The sequence below is a fragment of the Mesorhizobium sp. M1004 genome (assembly GCF_040318795.1).
In the GTDB taxonomy this organism is placed as follows: domain Bacteria; phylum Pseudomonadota; class Alphaproteobacteria; order Rhizobiales; family Rhizobiaceae; genus Mesorhizobium.
Genome location: NZ_JAMYNB010000002.1, coordinates 91,598 through 111,802 on the forward strand (window position 1 = coordinate 91,598; position 20,205 = coordinate 111,802).

Annotated in this window: 20 protein-coding genes and 1 tRNA gene; 14 read left to right on the plus strand and 7 right to left on the minus strand. The window is 64.6% G+C overall.

Features of this window, described 5'->3' with window-relative positions:
• Nucleotides 1–33 precede the first annotated feature (33 nt).
• The 4 genes from NKH54_RS04705 to NKH54_RS04720 are packed head-to-tail and all read left to right on the plus strand — an operon-like array spanning nt 34 to nt 4,113.
• Entirely contained in the window at nt 34–1,410 is a 1,377-nt protein-coding gene (locus NKH54_RS04705) for an LLM class flavin-dependent oxidoreductase (protein WP_352840252.1), read from the plus strand.
• Between the two features lie 24 nt (nt 1,411–1,434).
• Nucleotides 1,435–2,283, plus strand: coding sequence for an ABC transporter permease (locus tag NKH54_RS04710; RefSeq protein ID WP_353027774.1), 849 nt, complete (start codon nt 1,435–1,437; stop codon nt 2,281–2,283).
• A 42-nt stretch (nt 2,284–2,325) separates the two neighbouring features.
• A complete protein-coding gene (locus NKH54_RS04715) occupies nt 2,326–3,324 on the plus strand; it encodes an ABC transporter substrate-binding protein (protein WP_353027775.1) in 999 nt (332 codons plus the stop codon).
• A gap of 24 nt (nt 3,325–3,348) precedes the next feature.
• Nucleotides 3,349–4,113 carry an ABC transporter ATP-binding protein gene (locus tag NKH54_RS04720; protein ID WP_023671311.1) on the plus strand — a complete coding sequence of 255 codons (765 nt, stop codon included), beginning with the start codon at nt 3,349–3,351 and terminating at the stop codon, nt 4,111–4,113.
• Nucleotides 4,114–4,162: 49 nt separating this feature from the next.
• Here NKH54_RS04720 and NKH54_RS04725 read toward each other — a convergent pair whose 3' ends face one another.
• The 3 genes from NKH54_RS04725 to NKH54_RS04735 form a co-directional block, all read right to left on the minus strand.
• Nucleotides 4,163–4,552 (minus strand): hypothetical protein, encoded by a 390-nt coding sequence (locus tag NKH54_RS04725; RefSeq protein WP_353027776.1) that lies wholly within the window; start codon nt 4,550–4,552, stop codon nt 4,163–4,165.
• Between the two features lie 102 nt (nt 4,553–4,654).
• Nucleotides 4,655–4,730, minus strand: a tRNA-Ala gene (locus tag NKH54_RS04730).
• Between the two features lie 173 nt (nt 4,731–4,903).
• Nucleotides 4,904–5,296 (minus strand): TIGR02300 family protein, encoded by a 393-nt coding sequence (locus NKH54_RS04735; protein ID WP_023683538.1) that lies wholly within the window; start codon nt 5,294–5,296, stop codon nt 4,904–4,906.
• Between the two features lie 206 nt (nt 5,297–5,502).
• Here NKH54_RS04735 and aroA point away from each other — a divergent pair, with 206 nt between their 5' ends.
• From aroA to NKH54_RS04755, 4 genes are all read left to right on the plus strand, one after another.
• Nucleotides 5,503–6,861, plus strand: a complete 1,359-nt coding sequence (gene aroA / locus NKH54_RS04740) for a 3-phosphoshikimate 1-carboxyvinyltransferase (RefSeq protein ID WP_023693131.1) — start codon at nt 5,503–5,505, stop codon at nt 6,859–6,861.
• Between the two features lie 109 nt (nt 6,862–6,970).
• Nucleotides 6,971–7,615, plus strand: a complete 645-nt coding sequence (gene cmk, locus NKH54_RS04745) for a (d)CMP kinase (protein ID WP_353027777.1) — start codon at nt 6,971–6,973, stop codon at nt 7,613–7,615.
• Between the two features lie 204 nt (nt 7,616–7,819).
• Nucleotides 7,820–9,517 (plus strand): 30S ribosomal protein S1, encoded by a 1,698-nt coding sequence (gene rpsA, locus NKH54_RS04750; protein WP_023671316.1) that lies wholly within the window; start codon nt 7,820–7,822, stop codon nt 9,515–9,517.
• Nucleotides 9,518–9,759: 242 nt separating this feature from the next.
• A complete protein-coding gene (locus tag NKH54_RS04755; protein WP_353027778.1) occupies nt 9,760–10,581 on the plus strand; it encodes an MOSC domain-containing protein in 822 nt (273 codons plus the stop codon).
• 136 nt (nt 10,582–10,717) lie between these two features.
• Here the strand turns inward: NKH54_RS04755 and NKH54_RS04760 are convergent, their stop codons facing one another.
• The 4 genes from NKH54_RS04760 to NKH54_RS04775 all read right to left on the minus strand — a co-directional run bounded on the left by NKH54_RS04760 (nt 10,718) and on the right by NKH54_RS04775 (nt 14,702).
• Nucleotides 10,718–11,425, minus strand: a complete 708-nt coding sequence (locus tag NKH54_RS04760; protein WP_353027779.1) for an SDR family NAD(P)-dependent oxidoreductase — start codon at nt 11,423–11,425, stop codon at nt 10,718–10,720.
• Nucleotides 11,426–11,614: 189 nt separating this feature from the next.
• Complete coding sequence (locus tag NKH54_RS04765) at nt 11,615–13,195, minus strand: 5-guanidino-2-oxopentanoate decarboxylase (protein WP_353027780.1); 1,581 nt, start codon at nt 13,193–13,195, stop codon at nt 11,615–11,617.
• Nucleotides 13,192–13,860 (minus strand): TetR family transcriptional regulator C-terminal domain-containing protein, encoded by a 669-nt coding sequence (locus NKH54_RS04770; RefSeq protein ID WP_353027781.1) that lies wholly within the window; start codon nt 13,858–13,860, stop codon nt 13,192–13,194. Before NKH54_RS04770 ends, NKH54_RS04765 begins: the two co-directional genes overlap by 4 nt.
• Nucleotides 13,830–14,702 (minus strand): dimethylarginine dimethylaminohydrolase family protein, encoded by an 873-nt coding sequence (locus tag NKH54_RS04775; RefSeq protein WP_352740225.1) that lies wholly within the window; start codon nt 14,700–14,702, stop codon nt 13,830–13,832. Before NKH54_RS04775 ends, NKH54_RS04770 begins: the two co-directional genes overlap by 31 nt.
• Before the next feature lie 226 nt (nt 14,703–14,928).
• Between NKH54_RS04775 and NKH54_RS04780 the strand changes: the two genes are divergently transcribed.
• The 6 genes from NKH54_RS04780 to NKH54_RS04805 all read left to right on the plus strand — a co-directional run bounded on the left by NKH54_RS04780 (nt 14,929) and on the right by NKH54_RS04805 (nt 20,173).
• Nucleotides 14,929–15,744: an ABC transporter ATP-binding protein gene (locus NKH54_RS04780; protein WP_023739669.1), complete on the plus strand. Its 816-nt coding sequence runs from the start codon at nt 14,929–14,931 to the stop codon at nt 15,742–15,744.
• A 53-nt stretch (nt 15,745–15,797) separates the two neighbouring features.
• The gene (locus NKH54_RS04785) at nt 15,798–16,598 is read left to right on the plus strand and encodes a transporter substrate-binding domain-containing protein (protein ID WP_023671323.1); all 801 of its coding nucleotides are present in this window, start codon (nt 15,798–15,800) and stop codon (nt 16,596–16,598) included.
• Nucleotides 16,599–16,760: 162 nt separating this feature from the next.
• Nucleotides 16,761–17,471 carry an ABC transporter permease gene (locus NKH54_RS04790; protein ID WP_352984396.1) on the plus strand — a complete coding sequence of 237 codons (711 nt, stop codon included), beginning with the start codon at nt 16,761–16,763 and terminating at the stop codon, nt 17,469–17,471.
• Nucleotides 17,471–18,280 (plus strand): ABC transporter permease, encoded by an 810-nt coding sequence (locus NKH54_RS04795; protein WP_353027782.1) that lies wholly within the window; start codon nt 17,471–17,473, stop codon nt 18,278–18,280. Before NKH54_RS04790 ends, NKH54_RS04795 begins: the two co-directional genes overlap by 1 nt.
• A 112-nt stretch (nt 18,281–18,392) precedes the next feature.
• Nucleotides 18,393–19,394 (plus strand): Ldh family oxidoreductase, encoded by a 1,002-nt coding sequence (locus tag NKH54_RS04800; RefSeq protein WP_023714560.1) that lies wholly within the window; start codon nt 18,393–18,395, stop codon nt 19,392–19,394.
• 326 nt (nt 19,395–19,720) lie between these two features.
• Entirely contained in the window at nt 19,721–20,173 is a 453-nt protein-coding gene (locus NKH54_RS04805) for a DoxX family protein (RefSeq protein ID WP_353027783.1), read from the plus strand.
• The last annotated feature ends 32 nt before the right edge of the window (nt 20,174–20,205 follow it).

Here is a 20,205-nt window from a genome sequence, read left to right on the forward strand (position 1 = left end):
TTCCATCCCGCATAGACCAGAAGGACGCCTGCAATGACTCGAGCCAGCAAGTCCGATAGCAGGCCGCGGCAGATCAAGCTCGGCGCTTTCCTGCCCGGCGGCGGGCAGCATATCGCCGCCTGGCGTCATCCCGATGCGCCGGCCGACGGCGCCACCAATTTCGAGTTCCACAAGCAGCTGGCGCTGACCGCCGAGCGCGGCCTGTTCGACGCCTATTTCCTGGCCGACAACCTGACCGTCGGCCTCGGCGCCCGCGAGGGCGGCAACGCCAAGATCGCCGGCTTCGAGCCGGTGACGCTGTTTGCGGCGCTGGCGCCGCTGACGACGCATCTCGGCTTCATCGCAACGGCGTCCACCACTTATGAGGAGCCTTACACGCTGGCGCGCAAATTCGCTTCGCTCGACCTGTTGTCGAACGGCCGCGCCGGCTGGAACGTGGTGACCTCGGCCGGCGACGAAACGGCACGCAATTTCAACCGCGACGTCCAGCCCAGCCATGCCGAGCGCTATGCCAGGGCGCATGAGCATGTCGAGACGGTCAAGGCGCTGTGGGACAGCTGGGAGGATGACGCCTTCATCCGCGACAAGCAGTCGGGCCGTTTCTACGACAAGGACAGATTGCACGACATCGACCACAAGGGCGAGCATTTCAGCGTCAAGGGTCCGCTCAACGTGCCGCGCCCGGTGCAAGGACATCCGGTTGTCGTACAAGCGGGGCAGTCGGAAGACGGCCGTGGGCTTGCCGCGCACTCGGCCGAGGTCATCTTCACGGCCCATCAGAAGCTCGAGACGGCGCAGGAATTCTACCGCGACATCAAGGCGCGCGTGGCTGAAGTCGGCCGCGATCCCGACCAGGTGCTGATCATGCCGGGCGTCGCGCCCTTCGTCGGCCGCACCGAGGACGAGGCCCGCGCCAAATACCAACAGCTCAACGACCTTATCCTGCCCGAGGACGGTGTTGCGCTCCTCAACGGTCTTGCCGGCCAGACGCTCGACATCAGGGGCTATCCGCTCGACGGCCCGTTGCCGCCGAGCAAGGAAACCGAAGGCATGAAGAGCCGCCAGGCGCTGATCCGGCAGATTGCCGACGAGCACAATTTCAGCATCCGCCAGCTTTACCAATGGGTAGCGACGGCGCGCGGCCACTACACCATCGTCGGCAGCGTCAGGCAGGTCGCCGATCAGCTGGAGGAATGGTTCACCAGCGACGCGGCCGACGGCTTCAACATCCTGCCGCCCTGGCTGCCCGGCGCGCTCGACGATTTCGTCGACCTGGTCATTCCCGAGCTGCAGCGGCGCGGCCTGTTCCGCACGGCTTACGAAGGCCGCACGCTGCGCGAGAATCTCGGCCTCAGGCGCCCGGAAAATCCATGGACCGTCGCCCGCTCGACCGTCCTTGCCGCCGAATGACCTTGGCATCGAAGGGGTGAAGCAATGACGTTGCAGCACATCGATCGGCAAATCACGGTTCGCCGCAGTGGTGGCGAAACCGGGCTCGGCACCGACTTTCTGCGCCTCGGCGGCCGGGCTGCTGTTCGCTTCCTGAAGCGCTACGGCGTGCTTGCCGGCTTCCTGGCGCTCTGGCAGGTGGCGAGCAGCGTCGGCTGGGTCAACGCGGCGGTGCTGCCGCCGATCGACATGATCGTCGTCGCACTCTGGAAGGGGCTTGCCGGCGGCAGCCTGCTCGGCGACATCGCCATCAGCCTGCAACGCGCCGGCATCGCCTTTGCGGCAGCTGTCGCCGTTGCCATTCCGCTCGGCCTGTTCATGGGCCAGGTGCGCCCGGTCGAAACCGCGCTCGATCCGATCCTGCAGGTGTTCCGGCAGACGTCGGCGCTGGCGCTCTATCCGGTGTTCATCCTGCTCTTGGGACTTGGCGAGACCTCGAAGATCTTCGTCATCTTCTGGGCGACGCTGTTTCCGCTGCTGCTCAACACCACCAGCGGCGTCAAGGAAGTCGATCCCAAGCTGCTTGAAATGGCGCGCGTCTATGGTGCGAGCCGGCTCACCGTGTTTCGCCGCGTCGTACTGCCGGGCGCCGTGCCGTCGATCTTCGTCGGCTTGCGGCTGAGCGCCACCACGGCGCTGCTGCTGCTGATCGCGTCCGAGATGATCGGTGCCAACAAGGGCATCGGCTTCCAGGTGATGAACGCGCAGTACAATTTCCAGATCCCGCTGATGTTTGCGGCAATCGTCATCCTCGCCGGGCTTGGCCTGATCGCCAACCAGGCATTGGTCACCCTGCAGCGGCGGCTCTGTCGCTGGAGCAATCCTGTCAACTGAGCAGTCCGCCCCTCACCGTTTACCTCCAGGAAGGACCCGATCATGAAAATCACCCGCCGTTCGCTGCTTGCCGGCGCGCCGCTTGCCGCCGGCCTCATCGCCGCCGGCCTGCCGCGCATGGCCTTTGCGCAAGCCGCAGCCGTCAAGTTCCGCTACCTCGCCAGCCGTGGCAGCATCTCCCCGCACGAGCTGGCCGACGAGCTTGGCTACTTCAAAGGGCTCGGCGTCGAGCTGGAGAATGTCGGCTATTCCTCGGGTGGACCGGAATCGCTGTTTGCGCTGTCTTCCGGCAGCGTCGACATCGGCTCGGCCGCCACCGCGGCGGTGATCAACTCAATCTCGGGCGGCAACGACTTCGTCGCGGCGTATCCGAGCAACGGCATCAACAAGGATGTGAAGAGCGTCTTCTACGTGCTGGAAGACAGCCCGATCAAATCGATCGCCGACATTGCCGGCAAGACCATCTCGGTCAACACGCTCGGCGCTCATCTCGACTATACGGTGCGTGAGGCCCTGCACAGCGTCGGCCTGCCGCCGACCGCCGCCAACCTCATTGTCGTGCCCGGCCCGCAGCTTGAGCAGACGCTGCGCTCGCGCCAGGTCGACATTGCCGGCCTCGGCTACTGGCAGGCGACCTTTGCCGGCGCGCTGGTCGCCAATGGCGGCGTGCGCGGCGTGTTCGACGACACGCAGGTGCTCGGCGAACTCGCCGGCGGCTTCGTCGTACTCAGGCGCGACTTCATTGCCGCCAACCCGGATGCGGCGCGCAACTTCGTCGAACAGTCGGCGCGCGCCTCGGACTGGTCGCGCCAGAACCCGGACGAAGCCCGCAAGGTGCTGGCCACTATCCTCGACAAGCGCGGTGAAAACGGCGATCTCGCCCGCTACTGGACCGGCTTTGGTCTGCGCGAAGGTGCACAGGCGACCGACCGCGACATCGACTTCTGGGTCGCCGTGCTGGAGCGCGACGGCCGTCTGGCCCAGGGCAAGCTGAAAGCCGCCGACATCCTGTACCGGCCCGGCGAAATGAAGATCAACTGAGCTTTGAAATAGCTGAGAGACAAGATGGCCGGTTCCAACCGTGGCGGAGAGGTCTCGATCCGCGACCTCTCCAAATCCTTCAGCCTCGGCGGGCGCCAGCTTGCCGTGCTGCGGACGCTCAACCTCGACATTCGTTCGGGGGAATGCCTGGTCATTGTCGGCGCCAGCGGCTCCGGCAAGACCACGCTGCTGCGTATTCTGGCCGGGCTGGAGGCGGCCGACAGCGGCGGTGTCGCGATCGACGGCCAGCCGGTGCATGGCGTCGGCGCCGAGCGTGCCGTGATCTTCCAGGAGCCGCGGCTGCTGCCGTGGCTGAGCGTGCTCGGCAATGTCGCGTTCGGCCTCGAAGTGCGCGGTGTTCCCAAGAGGCAGGCCGAGGAACGCGCCCGCTTCTACGTCGCCCTGGTCGGCCTTGCCGAATTCGCCGATGCTTTTCCGAGCCAGCTTTCCGGCGGCATGGCGCAGCGCGTCGGCATCGCCCGGGCGCTCACCGTGCAGCCCGAAATCCTTCTGCTCGACGAGCCGCTGGGGGCGCTGGACGCCATGACCAAGATCGGCATGCAGGAGGAACTGGCGCGCATCTGGAGCGAGGAGAACGTCACCATGGTGATGGTCACCCACGATCTGGAGGAGGCGATCTATCTGGCTGACCGGGTGCTGATCCTGCCCAAGGAGAAAGGCGGCGCGGCGCGGTTGATCGACATCGACCTGCCACGCCCGCGCGAGCGCAGCGAGAGCCGCTTCGTGCGCTATCGCGAAGAACTGCTGCGCGAATTCGGCCTGCATTGATCAAGGGAAGGAGCCAGCCGTGGCTTCCCCGGAAGATTAGCTCTCGCGATTACTGCTTGGTGAACGTGCCCGTATAGGTGCGGTCGGCAAGCCCATAGGTGACGGCCAGCGTTCCGTCCGCCTGAATGACCGCGCTGACGTCCGCGCCATTGGGAAGGCGCCGCAGTTTCAACGTGTTGCCGAAAATCTTGCCTTCGCCGTCGGCCACGCCCGGTTTGTTGTCGCCGACATCGCCCCAAGCATAGCTGGCGGTGACATTGCCGCCGCGCGTAATCGTCAGCACAGCGAGCTTGCCATCATACATCCCGTCCAACTGTCCGCCCCATATGCCGGAAAACGCGACATACTTGGCCGGGACTCCTTCGCCGGGCGGCATAACCCGCACAGATGGATCGAGGACCGCCGCACCATCCGGAGCAGAGATCGCGGCAGGCGCCATGGGCTGAGGTGCGGGCGTTGGCGGCGGCGATGATGGTTCAGGCGCCGACTGGCAGGCGACAAGCACGAATGCCGCGAAACCGAGCGTCGGAAAAAGACTGTTTGGTGGAGCCAATCGGGATCGAACCGACGACCTCTTGAATGCCATTCAAGCGCTCTCCCAACTGAGCTATGGCCCCACTCCGGCAGTCAGCCGTCGCCGTTGCCGGCGAGAGGTCCGGCGCGGGTTTCAGGACCGCGCCGTTTAGTGCAGGCGGCTTCTAACCCCGCCTTCCCTGAAGATCAAGCCTTCGAGGGCCGCTTTTTCGTCATAGCCCGTCAACGCCGCTAAATGCATGCGTTCGAAGCGTTCCTAGACTTCGTCGTCGTCATCGCCGACGCCGATCATGTCGGCGACGTCGTCGTCTTCTTCCTCTTCGTCGGCAAGGAAAGTATCGTCCTCATCGTCGCCTAGATCGACATCGTCCTCGTCGTCGCCCAGATCGGGAAGCTCGTCGCCGGCCTTGACGTCTTCGTCGGCCTCTTCAAGCGAGACGACTTCAACGCCTTCTTCTTCCTCGGCGTCCACTTCCTTCTCGGCCACTTCCTCTTCCTCTTCGAGGGCGGCGATCTTGCCGTCCTCGAAATAGGAACGCGGATACGTCTTGCCCGTATAGGGCGAGACGATAGGGTCCTTGTTCAGGTCGTAGAATTTTCGGCCCGTTTCAGGGTCGACACGCTTTGTGCCAAGTTCGTTTTTTGCCACGTCAAGCCTCGTCAGTAAAAGAGTGGTCCCCTTAACCACAGTTTACCGCGCTGTCAAAGCGAAAAGCCGGCGTCACAAAACCAAGCACTGAAAGGCCTCGCGCCAAGCGACGACCATGGGGATGACCATTGGTGCCCGCCGTGATACGAGACCGCCGCAACAAATGAAAAGCGCCGGTGCGCCGGCATTCCGTCCAGGGAAATTCCATGTCTCACGCCGCCGCTGCCAAGCCGGCCACCGCCCGCAAATCATCCGCCCTTTCCGGCACCGCTCGCGTGCCGGGCGACAAGTCGATTTCGCACCGTTCCATGATGTTCGGCGGCCTTGCCTCCGGCGAAACCCGCGTCACCGGCCTGCTCGAAGGCGAGGATGTGATGCGCACGGCGGCCGCCATGAAGGCGATGGGCGCGCATGTCGAGAAGCGCGGCGCCGAGTGGGTGATCCGCGGCACCGGAAATGGCGCGCTGCTGCAGCCGGAAGGCCCGCTCGATTTCGGCAATGCCGGCACCGGCTCCCGCCTCACAATGGGCCTCGTCGGCACTTACGACATGGAAACGACCTTCATCGGCGACGCATCGCTGTCGGGACGGCCGATGGGCCGCGTGCTCGAACCCTTGCGCCAGATGGGCGTGCAGGTGCTGAAGGCGACGCCGGGCGACCGCATGCCGATCACGCTGCATGGGCCGAAACACGCCGCACCCATTACCTACCGCGTGCCGATGGCCTCGGCGCAGGTGAAGTCGGCCGTGCTGCTGGCAGGCCTCAACACGCCCGGCATCACCACCGTGATCGAACCGGTGATGACGCGCGATCATACCGAAAAGATGCTTAGGGGATTTGGCGCCAATCTCTCGGTCGAGACCGACGAGCGCGGCGTGCGCCACATCTTCATCGAGGGCCAGGGCAAATTGACGGGGCAGACCATCGCCGTGCCCGGCGACCCCTCCTCGGCCGGCTTCCCGCTGGTCGCGGCACTGATCGTGCCGGGTTCGGACATCGTCATCGAGAACGTGCTGATGAACCCCACCCGCACCGGCCTGCTTCTAACGTTGCAGGAAATGGGCGGCCAGATCGACATCTTGAACCCGCGCAATGCCGGCGGCGAGGATGTTGCCGATCTGCGCGTGCGCTACTCCGAGCTCAAGGGCGTCACCGTGCCGCCCGAGCGGGCGCCGTCTATGATCGACGAATACCCGGTGCTGGCTGTTGCCGCGAGCTTCGCCGAGGGCGAGACGCTTATGCAGGGGCTGGAAGAGTTGCGGGTGAAGGAATCCGACCGACTGGCAGCGGTTGCCAATGGGCTGAAGCTCAACGGCGTCGACTGCACCGAAGGCGAAGCTTCGCTCGCGGTGCGCGGAAAGCCCGGCGGCAAGGGGCTGGGCGGCCATCCCAATGGCCAGGACACGACGGTGCAGACGCATCTCGACCATCGTATCGCCATGAGCTTCCTGGTAATGGGGCTGGCAACGGAAAAGCCGGTAACCATCGACGACGCCGCAATGATCGCGACGAGCTTCCCGGAGTTCATGGGGCTGATGACGGGGCTGGGCGCGGAGATTGGGTAGGTTGATGCCAAGCGCAAAGCAAGCAGAGATGTCGGCAGGACAGAGGGGGGCGCGAAGGATCGCGGCGTCTGTCTTTTTCATCGAGCCTTTCGATCGTGTTGGCCCGCCAATGACCTTCACCATCGCCATCGACGGCCCGGCCGGCGCCGGCAAGGGCACGCTGGCCCGCCGGCTGGCCGACCACTACCGTCTCAACCTGCTCGACACCGGCCTCTCTTATCGCGCGGTCGCCCATGCGTTGATCCGGCACGCGCTGCCGCTCGACAATGTCTCGGCCGCCGAAACCGCTGCCCGCCAGGTCGATCTAGCCAAGCTCGACCGGGCGGTCTTGTCGGCGCATGCTGTCGGCGAAGCGGCTTCGAAGGTAGCGGTTTACCCTACCGTTCGGCGCATCCTGGTCGAAAAGCAGCGCGATTTCGCCAAAACGCCGCCGGGCGCGGTGCTCGACGGGCGCGACATCGGCACGGTCGTGTGCCCTGACGCCGACATAAAACTCTATGTGACGGCGAGTGCGCAGGTGCGGGCGCAGCGCCGGCTGGCGGAAATCGAGAGCATCGGCGGCACTGCCAATTTCGCCGAAATCCTTGCCGATATCATGCGCCGCGACGAGCGCGACATGGGCCGCGCCGACTCGCCGCTGAAGCCGGCGGCGGACGCGCACTTGCTTGATACCTCCGAAATGGCTATAGAGGCCGCGTTTCTAGCGGCCAAAGCGATCATCGACGACGCCCTGGCCAAGAGAGACAAAGCCTGATCCAGGGTTTTCCCGCTCCACCGATTGCCGGAAGCGAAGAAAATACCCATATCGGGCACGAACCAGCCTGCCAGCATTCTTCATGCGCCGGAATTGCCGCTTAGGCGGCCCAGGGCTTTTGTAGCCCGGAACGCCGGCAGGCCAACGCAACGCTAACCCACGGCGCCCGTCCCGCTTCAGATGCGGGGCACTCCAGGAGAAAATATGTCAGCTGCAAATCCCACTCGCGACGATTTCGCGAGCCTGCTCGAAGAATCATTTACCACCGGTCACTCCGGCGAAGGTCAGGTCGTCAAGGGCACGATCCTGGCGATCGAAAAAGACATGGCCATCATCGATGTCGGCCTCAAGGTCGAAGGCCGCGTGCCGCTGAAGGAATTCGGCGTCAAGGGCAAGGACTCGACGCTCAAGGTCGGCGACACGGTCGAGGTCATGGTCGAGCGCATCGAAAACGCGCTGGGCGAAGCCGTCCTGTCGCGCGACAAGGCCCGCCGCGAAGAGAGCTGGGTCAAGCTCGAAGAGAAGTTCACCAAGGGTGAGCGCGTCGAAGGCGTCATCTTCAACCAGGTCAAGGGCGGCTTCACTGTCGACCTCGACGGCGCCGTGGCCTTTCTGCCGCGCAGCCAGGTCGATATCCGCCCAATCCGCGACGTCTCCCCGCTGATGCACAACCCGCAGCCCTTCGAGATCCTCAAGATGGATCGCCGCCGCGGCAACATCGTTGTGTCGCGCCGCACCGTGCTCGAGGAAAGCCGCGCCGAACAGCGTTCGGAAATCGTGCAGAACCTCGAAGAGGGCCAGGTTGTCGAAGGCGTCGTCAAGAACATCACCGATTACGGTGCGTTCGTCGACCTCGGCGGCATCGATGGCCTGCTGCATGTCACCGACATGGCATGGCGCCGCGTCAACCACCCGACCGAGATCCTCAACATCGGTCAGACGGTCAAGGTGCAGATCATCCGCATCAACCAGGAAACCCACCGCATCTCGCTCGGCATGAAGCAGCTCGAGAGCGATCCGTGGTCCGAGATCGGCACCAAGTTCCCGATCGGCAAGAAGATCAAGGGTACCGTCACCAACATCACCGACTACGGCGCGTTCGTCGAGCTGGAGCCGGGCATCGAAGGCCTCATCCACGTTTCGGAAATGTCGTGGACCAAGAAGAACGTGCACCCGGGCAAGATCCTGTCGACGACGCAGGAAGTCGACGTGGTCGTGCTCGAGGTCGATCCGGCCAAGCGCCGCATCTCGCTCGGCCTCAAGCAGACGCTCGAGAATCCGTGGCAGGCTTTTGCCGCGAGCCATCCGGTCGGCAGCCAGGTCGAGGGCGAGGTCAAGAACAAGACCGAGTTCGGCCTGTTCATCGGCCTTGAAGGCGACGTGGACGGCATGGTGCACCTCTCGGACCTCGACTGGACCCGTCCGGGCGAGCAGGTCATCGAAGAGTACAATCGCGGCGACATGGTCAAGGCGCAGGTGCTCGACGTCGACATCGACAAGGAGCGCATCTCGCTCGGCATCAAGCAGCTGGCCAAGGATACGGTCGGCGAAGCGGCGACTTCAGGCGAACTGCGCAAGAACGCGGTCGTCACCTGCGAAGTCACCGGCATCAAGGATGGCGGCCTGGAAGTGCGGCTGGTCGACAGCGGCATAGAGACCTTCATCAAGCGCAACGACCTCAGCCGTGACCGTGACGAGCAGCGCCCCGAGCGCTTCTCGGTCGGCCAGAAGCTGGACGCCCGCGTCATCGCCTTCGACAAGAAGACCCGCAAGCTGCAGGTCTCGATCAAGGCGCTGGAAATCGCCGAAGAGAAGGAAGCCGTCGCACAGTACGGCTCTACCGACTCCGGCGCTTCGCTGGGCGACATCCTTGGCGCCGCGCTGAAGAAGCAGGGCAGCTAAGCCGCTTTGCGCGCAGCGCGTAAGCCGCTTCGCGCAAGCGTAAGCCTCGGCTGCGCCTCGCGCGCAGCCTGAACAAGAAAACCCGCGGGCCGCAAGGCTCGCGGGTTTTTCATGCTCGGCTGCGCGATTGGCACAAGACTAAGACCGTGCAACCCCTTCAATTCCGCACGCGCGGTTGTAGGCTCGGCCGTCGTTGCAGACGTAAACACGGAAGGCCCTTCGGGCAACAGAGAAGCATGCGGATGAAGGTCGTCGAACTCTATCGCTATCCGGTCAAGAGCCTGCGCGGCCATGCCGTGCCGAGCGCCGACATCGAGACAATGGGCATGGAAGGCGACCGCCGCTGGATGGTCGTCGACAAGGATGGGCAGTTCCTCACCATTCGCCAGATACCCGATATGACGACGATCGACGTCGAGCATCGCGGAACGGGCGTCCTGTTGAAACATGACAGGCATGGCTCGCACTTCGTCGAGGCACCGGCTCCCGGCACCGCGCTCCGGCAAGTCAAGATCTGGAAGGATATGGTTGCCGCGCGGCCGGGCGATCCGGCCGCCGGCGCCTATCTCTCGGCTATTGTTGGCCGGCCCGTCGATCTCGTCTATTTCGACGATCCGCGAAACCGGCCGGTCGATGCGGAATTCGGCCAGCCTGGCGATTACGTCGGCTTTGCCGACGGTTTTCCGCTGCTGATCGCCACGACGGGCTCGCTGAACCATCTGAACAGCCATCTTGCCAAGCCTATCGAGATGGCGCGGTTCCGGCCAAACATCGTCGTCGACGCAGAAGGCGCATGGCCTGAAGACAGCTGGAAGACGATCCGCATCGGCACGGTGGAGTTGCGGATCGCAAAGCCCTGCTCGCGCTGCGTCATCACCACCCGAGATCCGTTGAGCGGCGAGCAGCCGGACCCGAGCGAGCCGTTGCAGACGCTTGGCAAACTCCACCGCTCCGCCAAGGGCGGCATCATCTTCGGCCAGAATGCCATTCCCAACAACGCCGGCGCGATCGCCATCGGCGACGCAGTCGAGGTCGTGGAAGTGGGGGTCTCGAACCTGACGTAATCGCAGGCCTTCTAATGCCGTGGAGGCGTCGGCGGTCGCCATGATTGGATGGCCAACCTCCGCTGTAGATCAGGCGAGGTCGGCAAAGGCCGCCATCGGAAGCCAAACCAAATGAGCCGCTCTGGGCGGCGGAACTTCAGGCGCGGCCGTAGAGCGGCACCAGCGTGCCGTTCATCGCCAGATTGGCCGGTGATGCCAGATAGGCGATTGCCTCGGCGGCGGCTTCGAGGCTGACCCATTTGCCGAAATCGGCGTCTGGCATGTCGGCGCGGTTGGCCGGCGTATCGAGCGTCGAGGGCGCCACCGCGTTGACCAGTATGCCTTTGTGCTTCAGCTCTTCCGCCATCGCCACGGTCATCGCTGCCACTGCCGCTTTGCTGGCGGCATAGGCGACCATGCCGGCGCCTCGGCGCGGATCGAGCCCAGCACGCGCCGTGACATTGACGATGCGGCCTGCAGTGGCCGAGCCCAGCATGGAGCGCACCGCAGCGCGGCAGCACAGAAAGGCGGTGCGGGCGTTGGTGTCCATCATTTCGGCAAAGGATGCGGATTCGATCTTCTCGACCGGGGCTGCGGCAAAGCCGCCGGCCAGATGGATGGAGGCCCACAATTCGGGGACGCTGTCATAGAAGGCATCGACCTTGGCAGGATCGGCGAGATCGACATTGTGCGCCAGCCGGACGCGATCATGGGCCGCGAAGGGGAAATGCGAGGGGGCCGACGCGTGGGCATTGGGCACATGGCAGATCGCGCCGTCCGCCAGCAATTTGCCGACGACCGCGGCACCCAGCGCCCCGGTGCCACCGGTCACCACGATATGCTTGCCCTGAACTGTTTCCGTCATCCTGGACGCTCCTGTCGTTTCTTATGATTATGCCGCTTGTCGTGCCGCGCCGACGCAGAGCGTCGCGCCTTTTGCACGATCACTCAACCGACATCTCGACATGGCAGTTGTTGCGTCTTTGCATCGCTCGAAGCCGCCGACCGCCCCTTCCGACCCCCCGCGCATGGACATCCGGCGCAGGGCCAGGCGTCAGTCGATGGTGATTTCGATGACGTGCGGCAGTCTGGTTGCGCGTGCGCGCTTGAGCGCATCGGCGAGACCGGCAGTACCGGCAAGCCGCTCGGCTGATATACCATAGGCCTCGGCCAGCTTGCAGAAATCCGGCGGCGCCGGGGACACGCCGACCGGCTCGACGCCGACATCGAGCATCGACGTTTCGATCTCGCGATAGCCTCTGTTGTTCCAGACGACGAAGATGACCGGTGCGGGTGCATCGAGCGCCGCGCCCAGCTCCGGCAAGGTGAACTGAAAGCCGCCGTCGCCGGTGAGGCAAACCACCGGCACGCCGGGCATGGCGAGCGCTGCGCCGATCGCCGCCGGCGGCCCGTAGCCGAGCGCGCCGAAACCGGTGGCGGCGTTGAACCAGCCGCCTGGCCGGTCATGGTCGTAATAGAGATTGGCGGCGTAGATCGGCTGGGTGGAATCGCCGACGATGATGGCGCCCGGCAGTGCGTCGCGGATGGTTTCCACCGCACGCACCTGCGCGGCATAGGCCGGGCTGAGCTCGGCAAAGGCCGCCTTTCTCGACGCGGCTGCGCGGCTCTCGCCGTCCTTCGCTGCGGCATGATCAGGGTGGAGCGCGCCTAGCAGTGCACCAAGCGCCTCCGCGCAATCGGCCTGGATGCCGACGCTCACCGGGCGGCGGGCGAGCTGGTCGGCGCCGATATCGATGCGGATCAGATCGGCGGGCAGCACGAAGCCGCCGTCGCTGTAACCGTCATAGTCGGTCGGGCCGAATTCGGTGCCGGCGGCGATGACCAGATCGGCGTCTGCCATCAGCGCACGCACCGCCTTCAGGCTGGGGCTGGCCGGCACGCAAAGCGGATGCGCGTGCAGCAGACCGCGCGCATTGGCGGTCTGGACGACAGGTGCGCCGAGCCGCTCGGCCAGGCGCTGCAGTGGCTGTTCGGCGCGCTTGGCGCCGCCACCGGCAAGGATCAGCGGCCGGCGCGCGGCTGCGATCAGTCTGGCGGCCTCGGCAATGGCTGCGCCATCCGGCGCCGGCGGCGCTGCATTGGTGAGCGAAGCAGCGATGCCGTCGGCCGGTTTGACCATGACGTCGGTCGGGATCTCGATATGGACGGGGCCCGGCCGCGACGACGAAAACAGCGCGAAGGCCCGCGCCAAAGCGCCAGGCAATTCGCTGGCCTCGGTGACACGCTGCGAAAACAGCGCCACCTTCTCCATCATGCCGCGCTGGTCCGGCAGTTCGTGCAGGAAGCCCAGCCCCTTTCCCAGCGTCGGCATCGCGTTGACGCCCGAAATCACCAGCATCGGCACCGAATCGGCGCGCGCCTGGCCCATTGCGGTGATGGTGTTGGTCAGCCCCGGTCCGGTGATGACAAAGGCAACGCCCGCCCGGCCGCTGGCGCGGGCATAGCCGTCGGCCATGAAGCCGGCGCCCTGTTCGTGACGCGGCGTGACATGGCGTATCTTCGAGCGCGCCAGCCCGCGGTAAAGCTCGACAGTGTGGACGCCAGGAATGCCGAAAACGGTGTCGACGCCATGCGCTTCGAGCAGCGTGATCAGCGCTTCGCCGATGGTGGTCATGGGTTCTCTCCCTTTTGCGGCGCGAGGCCGAGCTCGGCCTCTATGGCTTTGACGCCGATCGCCGCCAATTCTCCAGGCGAGAACATCTCTGCGGCCAGACAGCCTTCGATCCAGAGCCCGTCGATGATCGCGTTGATCGCAATGGCATGGTGGCGCAGCTCATTCGCGTCCGGCCTGCGTCGTTCGGCGCCGAGCACTTCGGCGACGACCGCTTCCACCTCGTTGCGAAAGCCGAGATAGCCTTCGCGGTGGGCGCGAGCCAGGCTCGGATCCGCGCCGGCGCGGCCGATGAAGGTTGCCCACAGCGAAAACACGCGTGCATCGATGATCGGCGCGTTGAGGTTGGCGGCAACGAAGGCCGCAAGGCGCTGGCGCGGCGCGGCGTCTTCCATGAGCAATGCCGCCTTCGCCTGCTCCGTCATGCGGCCCATCAGCGCCGCGTACGCTTCCTGCAGCAAGTCTTCCTTGCCGGGGAAATAGTGCCGGATCAGCCCGGCGGTGACGCCGGCGCGGAGTGCGATGGTGCGCAGGCTGGCGCCCTCCAGCCCATGTTCGGCCACGCTGTCCAGGGTCGCGTCGATCAAATCCTGCCGCCGCCGCTCCTCGCCCTCGCGGCGGAACTTGCGGCGCTCATTCATTGGCGCAGGATGGGCCGCGTCAGGCATGTCGGCCCACCTTCGCAGGCGATGCAGAGCGCATCCGCCTCGAAGATTTGAACCGTGCAGCCGGCGGCTTCCATCGCGGCCCTGGTCTTGGGAAAGCCGGCCACGGCAATGACCTTGTGCGGGCTGGTCGGCAGCACGTTCAGGCTGAGGCCGTTGGACGCGGCAAACTCTTCGGCGTCGCCCTCGACCAGCCGGATGCCGCGCGCCTTCAGCAACTGATAGAACGGAGCCGGCAAAAGCGGTGAATAGACCAGGGCCAGGTCGTCGGCCAGCGGGCTGATCACCGACATCAGATGCAGGCACGCCTCCTCGCCCTGCCACAGCGGCAGATCGAAGCCGTAGACGGAAATGCCGAGCGGCGTCAGCAGGTTGGAAACCTGCTGTATGCCTTCCTGGTTGGAGCGCACCCCGCGCCCGATTACCAGCGTGTTTTTATCCAGCCATACGCAATCGCCGCCTTCGACCTGGCCGGGCGCCTCGACGCGGCCGAGGATAGGAATACCCAGGCGTGTGTAGGTTTCCTCATGCAGCGATGGCTCCCGGGCGCGCAATGGCTTGCCCATGGACAGGATCAGCGCGCCGCGGTCGGTCATCAGCGACGGGTCGTGGGTGAATACGGAATCCGACAGCCCGTCGGCCTTGTCATCGATCCATTCGATTTCGGCGCCGGACGCCGTCACCAGCTCAGCGAGAGCCGCGTGCTGCGCCGCCGCTTTCGCCGGGTCGAAACCCGGGCCATAGTGCCAGATAGCCCGGTCGGCACCGCGCATGGCATTGGCCGCCGACCGCATCAGCACGCGCCGCAACGGCGCCGCCATGGACTGTGATCCGAAAGCGCTCATCGGTGCCCTTTTCAATGCCGTGTTCAGGGTGAAAAAAATGGAAGAAATTTCATCGGAGGCTATTTATACACTTGCACAATAAGGCCGCAAGTGCCGTAATGAGCGGGATTGACGGGCTCGCGCTGTTGGGTCCATGCTGAAGTCTGGAGTGGGCATTACAGCGTATGTTGATTAGCCGGATAGACGTTCGACGATCTGCCGTGGACCCTGTGGCAGAGGTTCCCCGGTGAGCGCGGCGGGAACCGCCGCATTCCAATCCGGCAAGGCGCAGGACGGCGCCGCCGAGGCCATCCATGTCGAGAACCTGCACAAGAAATTCGGCCAGCTGCATGTGCTGAAAGGCGTTTCGCTGTCGGCGCGCGACGGCGAGGTGATCGCCATTATCGGCGGCTCGGGTTCCGGCAAGTCGACGCTGCTGCGCTGCATCAACTGCCTGGAAAATCCGACCAGCGGCATCATCCGCGTCAATGGCGAGGAGATCAAACTCAAGGCCGACAGCCACGGCCACACCGTGCCTGCCGACCGCCGGCAGATCGAACGCATCCGCGCCAAGCTCGGCATGGTGTTCCAGAACTTCAACCTGTGGAGCCACATGACGCTGATCGAGAACGTCATCGAGGTTCCGGTGCATGTTCTGGGCGTCAGGCGCGACGTGGCGATCAGGGAAGCCGAAAAGCTTTTGGCGCGCGTCGGCCTCGCCGAAAAGCGCGACGTCTATCCGGCCTATCTCTCGGGCGGCCAGCAGCAGCGCGCGGCGATCGCCCGCGCCCTGGCCATCAACCCGCGCGTCATGCTGTTCGACGAGCCGACCTCGGCGCTGGACCCGGAGCTGGTCGGCGAGGTGCTGAAGGTGATCGGCGACCTGGCGCGCGAGGGCCGCACCATGGTGCTGGTCACGCATGAAATGAAATTCGCCCGCGAGGTCGCGACCCATGTCGTCTACCTCTGCAACGGGCTGGTCGAGGAAGAGGGGCCGCCGGAGCAGATATTCGGCGCACCGAAATCCGAAAGGCTGAAGCAGTTCATCCGCAACATCGGCTAGGAAGGCCGGGACGGAAGAAAACCGGGAACCAACAACAAACTGGGAGTCGTGACATGAAGACTGTTCTGAAAACATTCGCCGCAGCGCTGCTGCTCGGCGTCGCCGCCATGGGCGTGGCCAAGGCCGATCCGGTCAAGATCGGCGTCGCCGCCGAGCCCTATCCGCCCTTCACCTCGCCGGACGCTTCCGGCAAATGGGTTGGCTGGGAAATCGAGTTCATCGACGCCGTCTGCGCCGAGGAGAAGCTCGACTGCGTCATCACGCCTGTCGCCTGGGACGGCATCATCCCGGCGCTGACGACCAAGAAGATTGACGTCATCGCCAGTTCGATGTCGATCACCGCCGAACGCGAGAAGACCATCGACTTCTCGGATAAGTACTACAACACGCCGACCGCCATCATCGGACCGAAGGACCAGAAATTCGGCGCCACGCCGGACGATCTCAAGGGCAAAGTGCTCGGCGTGCAGGTGTCGACCACCCATTCGGCCTATGCGAAGAAGCATTTCGGGCCCACGGCCGCCGAGATCAAGGAATACCAGACGCAGGACGAAGCCAACAACGATCTGGCCGCAGGCCGCCTCGACGCCGTCCAGGCGGATTCGATCGCGCTCGACGCATTTCTGAAGTCGGACCAGGGCAAGGCCTGCTGCGATCTGAAGGGCATGGTGGCTCCGGACGATGAAGTGCTCGGACCGGGCGTGGGCGCCGGCGTGCGCAAGGAAGACACCGACCTTAAGGCCAAGATCAACGCCGGCATCAAGGCGATCCGCTCGAACGGCAAATATGACGAGATATCGAAGAAATACTTCGATTTCGACATTTACGGTGGTGGCGGCGCGCAGTCGAACTGACGATCCTCGCATGAGCTAGGGGGCATGTCGTCAGCGCCATGCCTCCCTGCCCGATCTTCCCAGACATGCTTGCCGCCGGCGCTGCCGTCGGCGGTGGTTGAAGCCAGCAATCCGGGGGCGACGCTGATCGACGCACTTCTTTCGGCCTCGGCGGCCGGCACAATCGAGCTTCTTTCGCCCAATCCGCCGGGCTGGGGCGGCACGCTCTTGCTTGGGCTGCTCCATTCGATCGAGATCGCGCTCGGCGCCACGGTCCTTGGTCTCCTGATCGGCACCGGTGGCGCCTTTGGCAAACTTTACGGCGGGCCGGTCGTACGCGACTTGCTGGCGGTTTACACCACCATCGTGCGCGCCGTGCCCGAACTGGTGCTGATCCTGCTGCTCTATTATGCCGGAACAGACCTGATTAACCAGGCGCTGACGGCAATGGGCTACCAGCGCGTCGACGTCAGCGGCCTTGCGGCAGGCATCGCCGTGCTCGGCTTTGTCCAGGGCGCCTATTCGACCGAAGTGATCCGTGGCGCCATCCTGGCCATACCGCAGGGCCAGATCGAAGCCGCTCGCGCCTATGGCATGTCACCCGGGCTCATGCTGCGGCGCATCACCTTGCCGGCGATGCTGCCCTTCGCCATACCCGGGCTCGCCAATCTGTGGCTGATCGCCACCAAGGATACGGCCCTTCTGGCAGTCGTTGGCTTTTACGAGCTGGCGCTGGCGACGCGGCAGGCGGCGGGCGTCACCAAAGCCTATTTCACCTTCTTTTTCGCCGCGGGCGTGCTCTATCTCATCTTGTCGCTGGTCTCCAACCTGCTCATCGGCCGCCTCGAGGCCTGGTCGCGGCGCGGTATGCCGTCGCTCAAGGATGCGCGCTGATGGCCGGAGAAGCGACCATCATCAATGTTGCCGCGCGGACGTCGCTGTGGCTGCAGCCGCATCGCATGGTGCTGATCCTGATCGCGATCGTGCTGGTGCTGAGCGCCGCCTTCTTCATGCGCTGGGACTGGCTGCCGCAATATTATGAAATGGGGCTTCTCGGCATCTGGCGGTCGCTGTGGATCCTGGCCGTCACCTGCTTTCTCGGCTTCCTGCTCGCCGTGCCGCTCGGGCTCGCTCAGGCCGCCGGCTCTTTCTGGTTTTCCGCGCCCGCCAGGACATTCTGCACCGTCATCAGGGGCACGCCGCTGCTGATCCAGCTATGGCTGCTCTATTACGGGCTGGGCTCGCTGTTTCCGCAATTTCCCTGGATCCGCGAATCCTGGATGTGGCCGTATCTGAGGCAAGCCTGGCCTTATGGCGTGCTGGCACTGACCTTGTCCTTCGCCGGCTATGAGGGCGAAGTAATGCGCGGCGCCTTTGCCGGCGTGCCGAAGGGGCAGTTAGAGGCAGCCCGCGCCTTCGGCATGAGCCGCTGGAAGATTTTCCGCCGCATCTGGCTGCCGCAGGCCATCTACCGGGCGCTGCCGACGCTGACCGGCGAAACCGTGCTGCAGCTGAAATCGACGCCGTTGGTGGCGACGATCAGCGTCATCGACATCTTCGCCGTCTCGTCCAAGGTCCGGCAGGACACCTATCTCACCTACGAACCCTTGCTGCTTTTGGCGCTGATCTACATGATCATCACGGGCATACTGGTGTTTGCATTCAGCAAGATCGAGGCGCGGATTCCGAACAAGGTGGGCTAGGGAATAGTGAGTAGGCAGTGGTGAGTAGTCAGCATATGACCGGGAAACCGCTTGCTTTCGCTACTCCCTACTGACTACTCCCTACTCACTCACCACCAATCGGGTCCGCACCATGCAACTCTCTCTCGACCAGGCAACAGGGCTGTGCCGGATGGCGGCGCTCGGCGCCGGCGCCAATGAGGAGGCGGCGAGGTCGCTCACCGCCTCGATCATTGCCGCCGAGGCGGAAGGGCTTTCGACCGTCGGGCTGACCCATTTCATCGATTACCTCGAAGCGCTGGAAGCCGGCCGCATCGACGGCAATGCCGATCCGGTGATCACCAGGCCGGCGCTCGCCGTCTATCTCTCCGATGCGCGTGGCGGCCTCGCTCATACCGGCTTCGACCGCACCATCGACGACCTCGCCAAGGCGGCAAAGCTGTTCGGCGTCGCCATCTTCTCGCAGAAGAACGCTTATACCTGCGGCGCACTAGGCTATTTCACCGGGCGTCTGGCGCAATTGGGATTGGTCTCCTTCGCCGCCACCAACGGGCCGGCGGTGCTGGCAGGCTCGGGCTCGGTCAAGCCGGTCTATTGCACCAACCCGATGTCGTTTGCGGCACCCGCCGCCGATGGCGCGCCGCTGGTCATCGACCAGTCGTCGAGCGCCACGGCGTTCGTCAACATCCGCAAGGCGGCCGAGGACGGCAAGAAGATCCCCGAAGGCTGGGCGCTGGACGCCAGCGGCAACCCGACCACCGATCCGGCCGCGGCCATGAAGGGCGCCATGCTGGCCTTCGGCGGCCAGCGCGGCGCCAACATCGCGCTGATGGTCGAAGTGCTGGCGGCTGGCCTGTCGGGCGCCAACTGGTCGCTCGACGCGCCCTGGTTCTCCGGCGGACCGGACAGCCCGGGAACCGGCCTGTTCGTGCTCGCCGTCGAGCCCAAGCTGCTCGACCCGGATTTCGAGCAACGCATGAAGGACCAGCTCGACCGGCTGCGCCGGCGCTTTGGCGTGCACGTGCCGGGCCGGGCGCGGGCCGAAGCGGCCGAGAAGGCGCAGGCGCGCGGCATCAATGCCCCCAAAGCCGTGGTGCAGCGCATTTCCGAGTTCGCCGAGCGCTATTCGGGCTGAAGCGGTCCTGCGACAACGAATTTTTACGCGACCTGACTGAACCTTCTACCGATCGCAACGACCAATAGCTGCCGGGTCGGGTTTGCCCGGTCGGTGTCTTCTGTCGGATGCGTTTAGGGCCCGGGCGGGCGTATGCCGTCTCAGGTTATCCGCCCCGTTGCGCTCTGTCTCGACCGTTGCGTCACCCGGAAAACCCGCTTCGGCGGGGTTTTCTGCGTTCGTGCTCTGTGTGCTAAAACATGATGGCGGAAGTTAACTTTTGTTAACTTGACTTGCCGGGAACCATCGGGCGTTTGCAAGGGATCGTCACAACAACAGGAGCTACGATGTCCGCAACCACCGACGCTTCCCGCGGCAAACTTATCGTTCCGGTGTTTGGCCGCCTGTATTCGTCGCTGCATGATGGCGCCGAAACCCTTCTGCGCGTCGTCGCCGGCGGGTTTCTCACCATTCACGGCTCGCAGAAGATCACCAACCCTTTCGGCGCCGCCGAGATGGTCGAAGGCCTCGGCTTCTATCCCGGCGCGTTCTGGTCGTTGCTTTTGTCCTGCACCGAATTCTTCGGCGGCATTCTGATCGCCATCGGCCTGTTGACTCGGCCCGCCGCCTTTGCCGGCATGATCGTGCTGCTGGTCACCGTCTGGTTCCACTGGATCACTGTCGGCCAGGGCTTTTCCGGCGCTGAAAAGTCGCTTCTATGGGCGGCGATCCTGCTGTTCTTCGTTATCTGCGGCGGCAACCGCCAGTCGGTCGACGCGCGCATCGGCAAGGCGTTCTGAAGGGTCTATAAGAGGGTGGCAGCGACGACGCG

What these genes read in the sequence shown, in the direction of transcription:
- NKH54_RS04725 (WP_353027776.1), bottom strand. Translation starts at nt 4,552, where the DNA reads ATGGCGCCTGCCGCGATCTCTGCTCCGGATGGTGCGGCGGTCCTCGAT.
- NKH54_RS04765 (WP_353027780.1), bottom strand. Translation starts at nt 13,195, where the DNA reads ATGACCACCATCGGCGAAGCGCTGATCACGCTGCTCGAAGCGCATGGC.
- NKH54_RS04800 (WP_023714560.1), top strand. Translation starts at nt 18,393, where the DNA reads ATGCAACTCTCTCTCGACCAGGCAACAGGGCTGTGCCGGATGGCGGCG.
- NKH54_RS04710 (WP_353027774.1), top strand. Translation starts at nt 1,435, where the DNA reads ATGACGTTGCAGCACATCGATCGGCAAATCACGGTTCGCCGCAGTGGT.
- NKH54_RS04775 (WP_352740225.1), bottom strand. Translation starts at nt 14,702, where the DNA reads ATGAGCGCTTTCGGATCACAGTCCATGGCGGCGCCGTTGCGGCGCGTG.
- NKH54_RS04795 (WP_353027782.1), top strand. Translation starts at nt 17,471, where the DNA reads ATGGCCGGAGAAGCGACCATCATCAATGTTGCCGCGCGGACGTCGCTG.
- NKH54_RS04755 (WP_353027778.1), top strand. Translation starts at nt 9,760, where the DNA reads ATGAAGGTCGTCGAACTCTATCGCTATCCGGTCAAGAGCCTGCGCGGC.
- NKH54_RS04705 (WP_352840252.1), top strand. Translation starts at nt 34, where the DNA reads ATGACTCGAGCCAGCAAGTCCGATAGCAGGCCGCGGCAGATCAAGCTC.
- NKH54_RS04770 (WP_353027781.1), bottom strand. Translation starts at nt 13,860, where the DNA reads ATGCCTGACGCGGCCCATCCTGCGCCAATGAATGAGCGCCGCAAGTTC.
- NKH54_RS04760 (WP_353027779.1), bottom strand. Translation starts at nt 11,425, where the DNA reads ATGACGGAAACAGTTCAGGGCAAGCATATCGTGGTGACCGGTGGCACC.
- cmk (WP_353027777.1), top strand. Translation starts at nt 6,971, where the DNA reads ATGACCTTCACCATCGCCATCGACGGCCCGGCCGGCGCCGGCAAGGGC.
- rpsA (WP_023671316.1), top strand. Translation starts at nt 7,820, where the DNA reads ATGTCAGCTGCAAATCCCACTCGCGACGATTTCGCGAGCCTGCTCGAA.
- aroA (WP_023693131.1), top strand. Translation starts at nt 5,503, where the DNA reads ATGTCTCACGCCGCCGCTGCCAAGCCGGCCACCGCCCGCAAATCATCC.
- NKH54_RS04715 (WP_353027775.1), top strand. Translation starts at nt 2,326, where the DNA reads ATGAAAATCACCCGCCGTTCGCTGCTTGCCGGCGCGCCGCTTGCCGCC.
- NKH54_RS04805 (WP_353027783.1), top strand. Translation starts at nt 19,721, where the DNA reads ATGTCCGCAACCACCGACGCTTCCCGCGGCAAACTTATCGTTCCGGTG.
- NKH54_RS04785 (WP_023671323.1), top strand. Translation starts at nt 15,798, where the DNA reads ATGAAGACTGTTCTGAAAACATTCGCCGCAGCGCTGCTGCTCGGCGTC.
- NKH54_RS04720 (WP_023671311.1), top strand. Translation starts at nt 3,349, where the DNA reads ATGGCCGGTTCCAACCGTGGCGGAGAGGTCTCGATCCGCGACCTCTCC.